General features: G+C 66.0%; 9 protein-coding genes. 8 read left to right on the plus strand and 1 reads right to left on the minus strand.

Features of this window, described 5'->3' with window-relative positions; genetic code table 11:
- The first annotated feature begins 41 nt into the window (after positions 1 to 41).
- Genes ileS through IG178_RS09460 form a run of 3 tightly spaced genes read left to right on the plus strand, consistent with a single transcriptional unit; the run spans position 42 to position 4,233 of the window.
- Positions 42 to 2,789, plus strand: coding sequence for an isoleucine--tRNA ligase (gene ileS / locus IG178_RS09450; RefSeq protein WP_193212297.1), 2,748 nt, complete (start codon positions 42 to 44; stop codon positions 2,787 to 2,789).
- Between the two features lie 22 nt (positions 2,790 to 2,811).
- Positions 2,812 to 3,408, plus strand: coding sequence for a signal peptidase II (locus tag IG178_RS09455; protein WP_193212298.1), 597 nt, complete (start codon positions 2,812 to 2,814; stop codon positions 3,406 to 3,408).
- 54 nt (positions 3,409 to 3,462) lie between these two features.
- Complete coding sequence (locus tag IG178_RS09460; protein WP_193212299.1) at positions 3,463 to 4,233, plus strand: TPM domain-containing protein; 771 nt, start codon at positions 3,463 to 3,465, stop codon at positions 4,231 to 4,233.
- On the opposite strand, the gene IG178_RS09465 is transcribed toward IG178_RS09460, so the two are convergent.
- Positions 4,193 to 4,768: a DUF2062 domain-containing protein gene (locus IG178_RS09465; RefSeq protein ID WP_193212300.1), complete on the minus strand. Its 576-nt coding sequence runs from the start codon at positions 4,766 to 4,768 to the stop codon at positions 4,193 to 4,195. The two genes, IG178_RS09460 and IG178_RS09465, sit on opposite strands and share 41 nt — an antisense overlap.
- Before the next feature lie 118 nt (positions 4,769 to 4,886).
- Here IG178_RS09465 and IG178_RS09470 point away from each other — a divergent pair, with 118 nt between their 5' ends.
- The 5 genes from IG178_RS09470 to IG178_RS09490 all read left to right on the plus strand — a co-directional run bounded on the left by IG178_RS09470 (position 4,887) and on the right by IG178_RS09490 (position 13,959).
- Positions 4,887 to 5,774, plus strand: coding sequence for an undecaprenyl-diphosphate phosphatase (locus IG178_RS09470; protein WP_193212301.1), 888 nt, complete (start codon positions 4,887 to 4,889; stop codon positions 5,772 to 5,774).
- A gap of 60 nt (positions 5,775 to 5,834) precedes the next feature.
- Positions 5,835 to 6,773 carry a hypothetical protein gene (locus IG178_RS09475; RefSeq protein ID WP_193212302.1) on the plus strand — a complete coding sequence of 313 codons (939 nt, stop codon included), beginning with the start codon at positions 5,835 to 5,837 and terminating at the stop codon, positions 6,771 to 6,773.
- A 100-nt stretch (positions 6,774 to 6,873) separates the two neighbouring features.
- Positions 6,874 to 7,473, plus strand: a complete 600-nt coding sequence (locus tag IG178_RS09480) for a murein hydrolase activator EnvC family protein (RefSeq protein WP_193212338.1) — start codon at positions 6,874 to 6,876, stop codon at positions 7,471 to 7,473.
- Positions 7,474 to 7,477: 4 nt separating this feature from the next.
- Entirely contained in the window at positions 7,478 to 8,113 is a 636-nt protein-coding gene (locus IG178_RS09485) for a hypothetical protein (RefSeq protein WP_193212303.1), read from the plus strand.
- A 92-nt stretch (positions 8,114 to 8,205) separates the two neighbouring features.
- Positions 8,206 to 13,959: a lamin tail domain-containing protein gene (locus tag IG178_RS09490; protein ID WP_193212304.1), complete on the plus strand. Its 5,754-nt coding sequence runs from the start codon at positions 8,206 to 8,208 to the stop codon at positions 13,957 to 13,959.
- Positions 13,960 to 13,978: the final 19 nt, after the last annotated feature.

The raw sequence follows: 13,978 nt of genomic DNA on the forward strand, positions 1-13,978 counted from the left end.
TTGACCCCCCGGGGGGAGGTTGCTAGCTTCCGCGCCCGCCGATGAGTTCAGACGCCCAATACAAAGACACGCTGCTGCTGCCGCAGACAACGTTCCCGATGCGCGGGGACTTGGTTCAAAACGAACCGAAGCGGCTGGCGATTTGGGAGAAGAACGGACTCTACCAGCGCATCCTCGCCCGCCGTCGCGGCGAAAAGGCCCCGACCTTCCTGCTGCACGACGGCCCGCCGTTCGCCAACGGCGACGTCCACATGGGCACCGCGCTCAACAAGGTGCTGAAGGACCTGGTAGTGAAATCGAAGACGATGGCCGGCTTCGCCGCGCCCTTCGTCCCGGGCTGGGACTGCCACGGCCTGCCGATCGAATTCAAGGTGGTCAAGCAGGCGACCGGCCTGGAGCCGGCGGAGATCCGCCGCCGCTGCACCGAGTTCGCTGAAAAGTTCATCGACATCCAGCGCGGCTCTTTCCGCCGCCTCGGGGTCTTCGGCGACTGGGACAATCCCTACCTGACGATGGCACCCGGCTACGAGGCGGAGATCCTGCGGGTCTTCGCCAAGCTGGTGGAGAGCGGCGCGGTCTACCAGTCGAAGAAACCGGTCCAGTGGTCCTACGGCGCGCACACCGCGCTCGCCGAGGCCGAGGTCGAGTACCAGGACAAGGAGAGCAGCGCGATCTTCGTCAAGTTCCCGATGACGCCGGAGTCGTCGTCGAAGCTGGGCATCGGCAACGCCTCGATCGCGATCTGGACGACCACGCCGTGGACGCTTCCCGCCAACCTCGGCGTGGCGGTCCACCCGGACTTCATCTACGAGGTCGCCCAGTTCGAGGGCAACGGCCGCCGCGAGATCCTGATCGTGGTCAAGGAGCTGGTCGCCGAGCTCGAGGCCAAGTCCGGCATGCGTCGTACTTCGGTGATGAAGGAGCTGAAAGGGCGCGAGCTGGAACTGCTCGAGGCCCGGCATCCCTTCCTCGACCGCACCTCGAAGATCATCCTCGGCCAGTTCGTCACCACCGACACCGGCACCGGCGCGGTCCACATCGCCCCCGGGCACGGCGCGGACGACTACTCGGTCGGCCAGCAGTACGGGCTGGGCGTGCTTTCGCCGGTCGACGACGACGGCAACTTCACCGCCGAGTGCGGCCTGCCCGACCTGGTCGGCAAGCACGTCTTCAAGTCGAACGAGCCGATCATCGAGCTGCTCGAAAGCAAGGGGGTTCTGCTGGCGAAGGAAGTCTACCGCCACAGCTACCCGCACTGCTGGCGCTCGAAGACGCCGATCATCTTCCGCGCGGTGGAGCAGTTCTTCATCTCGCTGGAAAACCTGCGCGGCCAGGCGCTGGAAGCGATCGACCAGGTCGAGTGGCTGCCGTCGTGGGGCCGCAACCGCATCTACGGCACCGTCGAGTCACGGCCCGACTGGTGCATCTCGCGCCAGCGCACCTGGGGTGTGCCGCTGCCGGTGTTCTTCGATGCCGAAAACAAGGCTCTGCTGTCCGCCGAAACCGCCCGCAAGGTGGCCGACCTGGTGGAGAAGGAAGGCACCAACATCTGGTTCGAACTTTCCGACGAGGAGCTCGCGGCCAAGCTCGGCCTGCCGGCCGGCGTCAAGAAGTGCCGCGACACCCTCGACGTGTGGATCGACTCCGGCTGCTCGCACGTGGCGGTGCTCGAGACCCATCCCGAGCTGCACGCCCCGGCCGACCTCTACCTCGAGGCGACCGACCAGCACCGCGGTTGGTTCCAGAGCTCGCTGATGATGAGCGTGGCCTGGCGCGGTGCCGCGCCCTACAAGGCGGTGCTCACCCACGGCTTCGTGGTCGACAAGGACAAGAAGAAGATCTCCAAGTCCGACGCGGCCAAGGCGGGCAAGCCGACCGACGCCTCCTACTTCTACGACAAGTATGGTGCCGACATCGTGCGCTTGTGGGTCTCCTCGGTCGACTGGCAGAGCGAGGTGCCCTTCGGCGAGGACCTCTTCAAACAGGTCGCCGAACCCTACCGCCGCCTGCGCAACACGCTGCGGATCCTGCTCGGCAACCTCGACGGCTTCGACCCAGAAATGGACCGCGTCGCACCGAGCCACCTGCCGCTGCTCGACCAGTGGATCCTGGAAAGGCTCCACGCCGTGGTCGCCGAGTGCCGCAAGGCCTACGAGCAGTACGAATTCCGCAAGGTCTTCAACGCGGTGAACCAGTTTTGCGCCACCGACCTGTCGGCGATCTACATCGACGCCACCAAGGACCGGATGTACTGCGATGCTCGTAGCTCGGTCCGGCGCCGTGCCAGCCAGACGGCGATGCACGACGTCTTCAGCGCGCTGTGCCGCATCATGGCGCCGATCCTCGCCTACACCGCGGACGAGGCCTGGGAGCACGCGCCCTTCACTGACGGCAGCGTCCACGAACAGGATTTCCCGGAACCGGATCCCGGATTCGCCGGCACCGAGGCCACCGCGAAGGTGAACCGCCTGCTGGAGATCCGCCGGACGGTGCAGACGGCGATCGAGGAAAAGATCCAGGCCAAGGCCTTCGCGAAGAACAACGAGGCGTCGGTCACCCTGGTGGTGCCGGAGAAGGAAGCGGTCTACGACCTGCTGCGCGACCGCCAGTTCGCGACCGAGTTCTTCATCATCGCCGGCCTCGACGTGTCGGCCGGGCCGGCGCTGTCGGCCAAGGCGGAGAAAACGGACTATTGCATGTGTCCGCGTTGCCGGCGCTACGAACCGCTGGGTCAGGCCGGGATTTGCGGCCGCTGCGAGTCGGTGCTGCAGACGGTGTCGCACGCCTGAGGGTTCCCAATACTGGACGCCGATGGAACCTGACAAAGAGAAGAAGGAGTGGCCGCTGTGGTGGATCCTCCTCGGGGTTACCCTCCCTCTCTACGTCCTCGACCAGTGGACGAAGTTCTGGGTGGTGAAGCGCTTCGTGCCGCCGTGGATCGACCACGAGGACAAGATCGTCGTCATCGAGAACTACTTCAATCTCCGCCGCGTCCACAACCAGGGCGTGGCCTTCGGCTTCGGCAATGGCAGCGATTGGGCGCCGGTGGTGTTCCTCGCGGTGCCGGTGATCGCATTGACCCTGATCACCTGGGGGGTGCGGAGGAAATTCTTCGCCGGCAACGGCGGCAAGTTCGCGGTCGGGCTGCTGCTGTGCGGGATTCTTGGCAACCTCACCGACCGGCTGGTCCAGGGGTCCTTGCTGGTGGAGATGAAGGGTGCCCCCTTGTGGGAGCGGTTGAAAGCGGGCTACGTGGTCGACTTCCTCGACTTCACCATCCCGGTGGTGAACTACAACTGGCCCTCCTTCAATGTCGCCGACTCCTGCATCTGTGTGGCGGCGGCGCTGCTGTTTTTCACCGGCATGAAGGCGGACCTGAAGTCGGCGGGTGAAAAGAAGAAGGCTTGAGGTGCTGCCCGGCTCGCGGCTTGCCAGCCACGGCCGGCCGGGGATGATGTGCCCGTGAGATGGTTTCTTTTCCTGCTGCTGGCTGTCGCGATGGCGGTGCCGGTGCTCCGCGCGGATGAGGAAACCTTCGTCGCCCCGCCGCGTCCCGAGGATGGCGTGTTCGACGAGGCGCGGCTTTTCGTGCGCAGCCCGGAGCGTCTCGCCAAGATCGTCGAGGCCCTGAGCCTGCTCGAGGAGGCCCACGGGTTTCATCTTTACTACGCGATTTACGATTCGCTGTTCGACACCACCGTGGCGGAGCGGGCCCAGCGATTGCAAGATGCCTGGGTGGGCGATGCGGCGGGGATGGTGCTGGTGCTCGAGGTGGACAGCCGCGCGTTCCAGGTGGGTCGGTCGCGGCCGCGGGAGACCGAGATCGAGCCGGGCATGAAAATGCAGCTGAAGGGGGCGACCGAGCTTTCTCCGGTCGAGCTGGCCGGGCTGGTTCGCGGCCTGGAAGGACGGCTGCGCGACGTCCCGGACCGCGAGGAAGTGGCGGAGGTCCTGGGGATCGGCTTCGCGGAAGGTGTGTCGGCGCTTTTCGACGAGCACGATGCGATCCCGGAGGCGGCCACCCGGTCGCGGATGATCGCGCTGGCCGTCGGGTTGATCGCCGCGACCGGATTGATCGCCCTGCTGGTGGTGGCCGGGCTGAAACGGGCCGAGGCGCGGGCCCAGGAGCGCTATGTTTTTCCGAAAGTCTCGGTCGGCATCCGACTCGGCGCGCCGTACGGAGGCGGCAAGGTCAGCTCGAGGACTTTCCGCCATCCCGGGCCGGAGTCGTAGCCTGCTTCTGCCGGTGGAGGTGCGGCAGGTGGGGGAGGTGGTGCGGGAGGATCGCCGAAAAAAGGTGAACGAGGGGGAAGGCCAGCATGCCCATCAGGATTCCCGAGACGGCGGCGCCGAGCATCAGGTCGATCGCCGCGCCGCCGAGGCCGGCGATCTGATCGGCGTCGTCGATGCCGGGCACGCGCAGGCCGATGTTCGATTGCAGCCAGCGGCCGAGCCACAGCTGGGCCGGCAGGATGAAAGGGTAGGTGAAGGGATTGCTCAGCCAGGTGGAAACGATGGCGAAGGGAACGTTCGCCCGCAGCCAGGCCGCGATGACCCCGGCGCACAGGGATTGCGGGATGAAGGGGCTGATCAAACCGATGAAGAGGCCGATCGCCATGCCCTTGGCGACCGAGTCCCGGCAGGGTTTCCACAGCGACTTGTGCATCAGCGGGCGGGTCAACTTTCGCCACCACGGCCGGTGACGCAGCCTCGGATGGCGCATTGCCCGATAGGCGCGCCTGACCATCCAAAGGTACCGTTGCTTCATGCCGACAAACCTCGCCCCCCCGGCAAGTGGGCAGAGCATCCGCGTGGAGTGCGGGTGATTCAACCGCAAATCCCTTGCCGGTTGGAATGAGGCTCTCCAGTGTCGCTCGCATCCTCCCATGAACTGGTGGCAAGCGCTCATCCTCGGCATCATCGAGGGCCTCACGGAATACCTCCCGGTCAGTTCGACCGGCCATCTCATCGTTGCCCAGCGGATGATGCTCGGCGACCTGACGGGCCAGGAAAAGGCGGCCGCGGATTGTTTCGCGATCTGCGTTCAGGGCGGCGCCATCGCCGCGGTGCTGGGGCTTTACTGGCCGCGGGTCCGCCAGATGATCCTAGGCTTGCTGGGCAAGGACCGCGAAGGACTGCACCTGATTTTCGCGATCGTGGCCGGCTTCCTGCCGGCGGCGGTGATCGGGATCCTGGCCAACGACTGGATCGAGGAAAAGCTGTTCCATTTCAAGTGGGTCGCCTGGGCCTGGCTGGTCGGGGGCATCGCGATCCTGGTGGTGGACCGCTGGATGAAGAAGGGTGGCGGTTCGAAAGGCGTCGAGCTGGCCGAGATCACCCTCAAGATGGCGCTGGTGATCGGCTTCGCGCAATGCGTCGCGATGTGGCCGGGAACCTCGCGCAGCTTGATGACCATCCTCGGCGGGATCCTGGTGGGTCTGCGTCTGGGGGCGGCGGTCGAGTTTTCCTTCCTGCTGGGGCTGGTGACGCTCGGTGCGGCCACCGCCAAGAAGGCGGTCTGGCCGGTCCATGACATCGCGGAGAAGTATGACCACAAGCTCGGCGGGGCGCTGCTGATGTGGGACAGCTACGGGCTGATCCCGCTGTTGATCGGCGTGATTGCCGCCACGGTGTCCGCGGCGATCGCGGTGAAGTGGATGGTTGGCTACTTGAATCGCCGCGGTCTCGGCGTCTTCGGCTGGTACCGGATCGCCATCGCAATCGTGGCGGCAGCGATGATCGCCACCGATTTCCTCGGACTCGGGCAGGGTTGAGGGCGGCGCATTGCCATCGACATCGCCCCCGCGAGGTGGCATTCGATGCAGCGATGGCCGATGAAAGGAGGGTATCCATTCCTGCTTCCAGGGCTGCTCGGAGCTCTCGTGGCCGGGCTGCAGTTGCCGCGGGATGCGCCTGAGGGATCGGCAACACTGCCTCCCGCCAGCCGGCGGACCAAGGTGGCGCCGCGACTGCCGGCGACGGGTCCGCAGGACCGTCCGGGGGACGCGCATCATCGGGAGCTCGACGGGACGATGTCCGGGGCGGAGATCGCCGCGATGATGAGGGAGCGGCTGATGGAAGGGCTGCTTTGGCGGGAAAAGGAGCTGACCCCGGTGCTGGCGCTTCGCCGCGACCAATTGGATGACCTCGCGAAATGGCGGGATGAAGTCAGTGCCCGGATGGCGAAGGAGAGCGACTGGCTTGCGGTTCGCGAGGTCGGGAGCTCGTGCAACCAGCGGGCCTACGATCGTTATCTGGAGAGCCAGCTCGAAGGGGCGCAGACCAGGGTCTTCGACGAATTCCGGAGCGCCGAGCGGGAGCGGGTCCGTGATGCCGCGCTCGAGTCCTGCCTGGCGCCGTTTCCGGGCCGCGAGGGCATGGGGACGAGGCGGCTCGACCTGCTCCGGGCGACGTTGATGGAGGAAGCCGGGGCGGTGGCGGATTTCCGTGTCAATGATCCCCGGCCGGTCGAGTTTTTCCATTCCAGTTTCGACCGCGACCCCCACGCCTTGGGGATTGAAGCCTTGGTCTGGGAGCACCTCGGGGATCGGATCGGGATGCCGGATGGCGCGAGGCCGGAGGTGGAGGATTTCCGCCGGGAAGTCCGGGCCGTGATCGAAAGCCGTTTGGAGAAAGTGGGCCCGCTCCTCGATGCGGTGCAGCTCGAGGCCTATCGGGCTCGTCTGGAATCGGGGTGGTCCGATCCTTGGACGATGATGGCGCTTGCGCCGCGGGACCCGCCCGTGGCGACCCCGGGGCAGGTGTCGAATTAGACTTGCGGGCAGGGGCCTCCGGCCTTGCACTGTGGGGGTGAGCGGATCGCCGCGAAAACCCGGCTTCCTCGCCGTCCTTGCCCTGTTCCTTGCATGCATCATGCCGGCGCTGGCGCAGCAAAGGACGGCGCGCGTGGCGTTGACCGACGGTTTTGATTTCCCGGTCGGGAAACCGGATGGAAACGGCTACTACAAGGCCCGCGGCTTGCGCTTGAGGCCGCCCGTCCACTTCGGCGAGGACTGGAACGGCCGGGGCGGCGGCAACACCGACCTGGGCGACCCGGTCTACAGCATCGGCGACGGCGTGGTGACCTGGTCCTACGACGTTCGCGTCGGTTGGGGCAACGTGGTCATCATCCGTTACGCCTACCGCGAGCCCTCGACCGGACAGGTGAAGTTTTGCGACGCGCTCTACGGGCATCTGAACGAGCGGATGGTGCGGGTGGGCCAGATCGTCAAGCGCGGCCAGCAGGTCGGCACCATCGGCAGCAACCGCGGGATGTACGCCGCGCACCTGCACTTCGAGATCCGCCACGACCTGACCGTTGGCATGCACCGGGAATCGGTGCCGCGGGACATGACCCATTGGGCGGATCCGACCGAGTTCATCAAGCGCTACCGGCGCTTGAACCGCGACTGGGGCAAGGCGTCGATGCCGCTCGGCACCTACAAGGAATACAAGGGCTTCAAGGGGCTTTGACCGCATGGCGCGACGCCGGCCGAGGAAGACCTGGCAGTGGGTCCTGCTGTTGATCGCGGCGGCGGTGCTGTGGTGGCTCGATCACCGCAACGAGCTTCCTGCCGGAAAGCTCCCGACGGGCGCTTACCAGAGCTTCGCCGGCTGTCGTTGGGTGGATCACCGGCAGAACGACGGCGACAGCTTCCGCGTCCGCCTGCCGGACGGTCGGGTCGAGCAATTCCGCCTCTACTATGTAGACGCCCCGGAAAGTGACTTCCGCCGCTACAAGGGCGGCCGGAACAACTTTGACCGGATCCACGACCAGGCCAAGGATCTGGGGATTTCCGACGAACAGGCGGTCGAGATCGGCCGGCAGGCAAAGGCGAAAGTCCACCAATGGCTGGCGAGCACGGAGTTCACGGTCTTTACGGCTTGGGACGATCCCTTTGGCGATCACCGCTACCATGCCTTCATCGCACCGCCGGACGGTCCGATGGTTCACGAGTTTCTGGTGATCAATGGATTGGCAAGAATTCACACCAAAGCTGCCGGCCTTCCCGACGGCACCTCCGTGCACACGCGTCTGCGCGAGTTGCGGGAATTCGAGCGCATTGCAAAGCGCGACGGCCGTGGTGCCTGGGGCTTGGTGATTGAACGTTAGTTACTTTTAAAGTCAGGTCGAGGTCGACCCGAGGCTCGGGATGTGCTACCCGGAGTTGCTTTGCCGCGCCCCCCTGCGGTTCCCCCCAGTTCATGAAAGCTCACGAAAAGGCACTGTTGGCCTTATGGTTCATCGCGCCCACGGCATCCGGAGTGCCCGTGATCAACGAGATCATGTACCGCCCCGGGATCTCCTACCCCGAGAACACCGCGCTGGAGTTCATCGAGATCCACAATCCGGACCAGCAGGCGGTCGATCTTTCCGGCTGGGCGCTCACCCGCGGGGTCGACTTCGTGTTTCCACCGGGTTCGATGCTGGGCCCCGGGGCCTACCGGGTGGTGGCGGCGGATCCGGTCGCCTTGGCGCTGGCGACCGGCGTGCCGGGGATCCTCGGTCCCTGGGAGCACGGCGATCAGCTCTCGAACCGTGGAGAACGGGTCACACTTTCGAAGCCGGACGGAAACGGCGGGTTCGCGGAGGTCGATTCGATCCGCTATGCGGACGAAGGTGACTGGGGCTTCCGGACCTGGGATGACACCAACGGCTGGCGCTGGAACAGCCCGAGCAGCGGCGGCGGCGCGTCCTTGGAGCGGCGCAACCCGCACCTGGCCGTCGACAACGGACAGAACTGGGGTTCGTCACTGGCGACCGGCGGGTCTCCCGGGGCGCCCAATTCGTTGATCAGCGACGACATCGCGCCGGTCATCCTGAAGGTGCAGCATTCGCCCGCCGTGCCGCGCAGCGGCGACGTGGTCACCCTGTCGTGCGAGCTGGTCGATGAGAATGCCTCCGAAGCCTTGTTCGCGACGCTCCATTGGCGGGATGCGACGAGTGCTTCGCCCGGACCCTTCCAGCCGCTGGCCATGAGCAACCAGGGCAACCGCCGCTTCACCGCCACCCTCGGGGCGATGCCGGACGGAACGATCATTGAGTTCTACGTGCACGCCAGCGACGGCATCCTGACCCGCACCTGGCCGGCGCCGGTCTCGGACGGGCAGACCGCGAACTGCACCTATCAAGTCGACGACGAGCCGGAGAGCACCGCTGCGCCGACCTACCGGCTGATCCTGACGGCGGCGGAAAACGACAAGTACGAGGATCTTCAGTCCGAATACGGCCCGACCACCAACATCGACCGCGTCAAGGGCCCGGACCGCAAGTTCAATGTGACGCTCGTCGCGACCGAAGGCGGCGAGAAGACGATCCGCTATCGCACGGGGATGCGCATCCGCGGCAGCAGTTCGCGGAAGTTCGTCAACAAGTCGCTGCAGATCTCGATGCCGGCCGACGACGGCTGGGGCGGGGTGACCAAGTTCAATCTCAACGCCAAGTTCCCCTGGCTGCAGTTCCTCGGCATGAGGATGTACCAGGCTACCGGCCTGCCGGCCAACGACACCACGCCCGTCGAGGTCCGCCGCAACGGCATCGAGCGGACCACGGGCAGCTCGGGGGATGATCCGGACCATGGCATGTGGGTGCGCATGGAAGCCATCGACAGCGACTACGTCGACAACCACTGGCCGACCGCCCCGGACGTGCAGGTCTACCGCAAGAACGAGGACAAGACCGAGTGGTCCAACATCGGCACCGCACCGGCAACGCCCGACGGGGTCTATTCCGGCTGGCTCAAGCGCAACCACAGCGGCCGCAACGACTGGTCCGACGTGATCGCCTTTTCAGACCTCTGGCAGTCGGTGTCGGAACCCTATTTCACCGGTGCCGACCCCGGCAATGTCGCCTCAGGCACCTGGACCAAGGCGCCGTTCAGCAACGCGGACATCGACAGCCTTTCGACGGTGGTGGACTTCGACCAGCTGGCGCGCTGGCTGGCGCTGATGACCATCATCGACAACCGCGAATCGAGCCTCTCCAACGGCGAGGACGAGGACTACGCGGCGGTCTGGGTTGACGATGGCAGCCACCGGCGGATGCAACTTTTGCCGCACGACCTGGACACCATCGTCGGGCAGGGGGACGACCCTGCTTCACCGACCCGTGACGATTTGTTCGAGTCGACCGAATCCGGCGACATCTTCGAGGGCTTCCTGCCGCTGATCGGGGACAACGACGATCCCGGCAACGCGTTGATCCTGGAGAAATACTTTGGTGCCATCCGCGAGATGTTCGGCGGGCCCTTCGATGCCGAAACCACCACCAACCCCAATCCGCCGTTCCATGCCTTCGTGGACAACTTGCTCGGGGATTGGGTGCCGGCGTCGGTCCGCGGCGAGATGAAAAGTTACATGACCTCCCGCCAGAACTACCTGCTCGGGAAGGTCGGGGCCGGAAAGATCGTGCCGCCGGCGCCGACCAGTCACGGCACCTTCACCCGGGCTGCGGCCGGTGACTTGCGGATCAACGAGGTGCTTGCGGTCAACGTCTCCACCTACCCCGGTGGCGGTTCGTTTCCCGATGTGATCGAGCTGCACAACAGCGGCACCAGCGGGATCGCCCTGGCCGGCCATGTCATCGCGGATGCGTCCAACGAGTATGTTTTTCCCGCAGGCAGCGGCAATGTCCCTGCCGGGGGATTCAAGATCGTGACCTCGGACACCCTGGGTTTCGGCCTGGCGGCGGAAGGCGACCGGGTCGAGCTGAGGAACAACCTCGGAGAAGTGCTGGATGAAGTGGACTTCGGGCCGCAGGTCGCCGACAGGTCGATCGCGCGCGGTGCCTCCGACCCGGCAACCTGGGGGCTGGGCGAGCCGACCCTCAACGGTCCCAACGGCGATCCCGTTGGCCTGGGCGGCGTGGACCGGCTGTGGATCAACGAATGGGCCGGCAACACCGGCTTCCGCCTGGAGGACGACTTCGTCGAAATCCACAACTCCGCCAGTCTCCCGGTGGCGCTCTCCGGGCTGAGGTTGACCGACCACCTCAGCGCTTATCCCGACCGCTTTGTCTTTCCGGAGCTGAGCTTCTGCGCGCCGGGAGACTACCTGGTGCTGGACTCGGGGCGCCTGGGCTTCGGCCTCGACGGGCGCTCGGAGAACATCTGGCTGTGCGGGGAGAACGGCACCGTCATTCGCCACGTCGCGATGATTTCGCAGCGCGCCGACGAGTCGACCGGTCTCAATCCCGATGGCAGCTTCAACTGGGACCTCTTCCCGATCCCGACCCCGGGATTGTTCAATGCCACGGCGCCAAGCAGCCTGGTGGACGTGCTGGCGGCCCTGCGGGTCACCGAGGTGATGTATGATCCGGCGGGCGGCGGCGACTTCGAGTTCATCGAGCTGCAGAACACCGGGGCGGTGGAGCTGGATCTCGGGGGCGTGAGATTCACCGATGGCATCAGCTACCTGTTCGGTCCGGGATTCCTGCTGGCCCCCGGGGACTTCGTCGTCGTGTGCAAGAACCGCAGCGCGTTCCTCGGCCGCTATCCGGACAAGGCCGCGGTGCTGGCACCCGGAGAATACACCGGCTCGCTGTCCAACGACGGCGAGAAGGTCAGCCTCACTCTGCCGCTGCCCTTCGGCCTGAACATCCTCAGTTTCAAGTATGACCCCGCCTGGTATCCCGCCACCGCAGGCGGCGGGTACTCGCTGCACCTCCGCGACGCGGGAACGACCCGGGCGGCGGATTGGGGGTCGATCGGCGTTTGGGTGGCCTCGGCGGCGATCCACGGCAGCCCGGGCAGCGGTGAACCCCCGGTGATCACCAGCATCACCAGCGCACGCGGGGTGATGGCGAACCCCTTCGCGTATTCGATCGCCGCGACCGGCTCGCCCGTGGCCTACGATGCGACCGGACTGCCTGCCGGCCTGAGCGTTGGTCCGGCGACCGGCCTCATTTCGGGAATCCCCGCGGAAGGGGGCGAGTTCCCGGTCCAGATCTCCGCGACCGGCCCCGCCGGAACGGCCCAGGCCACCTTGATCCTGAACGTGATCGAGTACGGTCCGCTCGATCATTTCACCTGGGACTTCGTGCCGGACGCCGGGTATGCCCGCGCGGGCTTCGCGGTGAAAGTTTCGGCGCGCGATGCGGCGGGCCACCTGAAGCAGGACTACGCGGGCGGCGCGACGATGCGCGCCTTCAGCCGGCTCGCCGGCGCTTCGCCCGTGTTGATCACCGAGGTCACCGACGGCGCGGAGGATCAGTTCGAATTGCAGAACGTCACCGCGGAATCGGCGGACACCGCCGGATGGACGGTGGTCATCGGCGACAGCGCGGACATCGTGGTTCCGAACGAAGTGAGCTACGCGCTGCCCGCGGTGGTCGGGGCGGGCGGGATCCTGCGGATTTCCGAATCCGATTCGCCCGGACGCATCCATTTCGGCGGCGAGATCGGCTGGGACCCCGCGGATTCCCGGGGCTGGCTGATGCTGCTGGATGATACGGGAACGCTGCGCGACTTCGTCGCGATCGGACAGTGGACCGACGTCGAGCTTGCCGGCCTTTCGATCGAGATCGGTGGCCAGATCATTGACCCGGTCGCCTCGGGTCACTGGAGCGGTGGTGCGCTGGCCGGCGATCCCCTCCAGACCGGCTCGAACTTCTGGCAGCGCGGCGGGGGGGGCGACCACAACGACCCGTCCGACTGGGCCTGGTCGCTGGTCGACTCGTCGCTGGGTGCGGCCAATTCTGCTCTCATCCTGCCGTGGGTGATCGACACGCCCCTGACGCTGAGCCCCGCGGGGGCTTCTTTCGAGGGCGGAGAGTTCGTCGGAACGATCGCCATCGCGGAAGCCGCGGACGCGGCCTTTCTCCAGATCGCCGACGCCTTCGGTCATCGCAGCGAGATCGCCGGTCCGGTCGTGCTTGCTGACTTCGTCGATGAGGACGAAGACGGCATGCCGGATGACTGGGAAAGCGCGCGCGGCCTTTCGCCGGCTGATCCGGGCGATGCTGTGCGGGATGCGGACGGCGACGGAGAGGACAATCTCACGGAGTTCCAAACCGGGACTGATCCCGATTCCTCCTCCTCGATCTTGGCGGTCACGGCAAGCCATCACGACGCCGCTGCCGGGACCTTCACCCTCGAATGGACGGGCGTCGCGGGGAAACTCTACCGCGTCACCAGCGGCGACGGGCTGACAAACTGGACGACGCGCGCGAAGCGGATCGCGACAGTCGATGGTCCGCTTAGCGTCGAGTTGCCGACCCTCGGAAGCTCCCGGCAATTTTACCGCGTCGAGTATGATCCGCTGCTGCTGCCACCGCTCCCGGACGGGTCCTTGGATCATTTCACCTGGGAATTTGTCCCGGCTTCGGCCTATGCGGACCACGGTTTCGCGGTGCGGATTGTCGCGTGGGACGACTTCGGGAACCCGAAGGCCGACTACGAGGAAAGCGCCACGCTCAGCGGTGTCGGCACGGAACTCACCTTCACCCCGGCCGGGATTCCGTTCACCGCGGGCGAGTTCGTCGGGATCATCTCGGTCGCCGAACCCGCCGCCAGCGCGGTCCTGAGGGTGACGGACGCGGAAGGACCGACGGGGGATTCCCCGCCGGTCGACCTGCTCGCCTTTGTCGATGCCGACGAGGACGAACTGCCGGACGACTGGGAAGCGGAACACGGGCTTTCCTCCCTGGATCCCGGCGATGGCGGTCTCGATGCCGATGGCGACGGCAGGAGCAACCTCGAGGAGTTCGAAGCAGGCACGGATCCGCAGCTCGCGGCATCGGTGTTCGCAATCACCGCACACCATCGAGATCCGGAAGGTGAGACCTTCACCGTCGAGTGGTCCGCCGTGGCCGGGAAACTCTATCAGGTCACCTCCAGCGAGACTCTCAGCGGATGGTCGGTCCGGGCAACCCGGCTGGCGACGGAGACCGGGATCCAATCGGCCGAGCTTCCGACCGGACTCGAGCCGGCCCGCTTCTTCCGGGTCGAGGTCGTCCGCTGAAAGACGCTCCGGCGCGGGG

The organism is Neoluteolibacter marinus (assembly GCF_014904755.1).
Taxonomy (GTDB): Bacteria; Verrucomicrobiota; Verrucomicrobiia; order Verrucomicrobiales; family Akkermansiaceae; genus Haloferula; species Haloferula marina.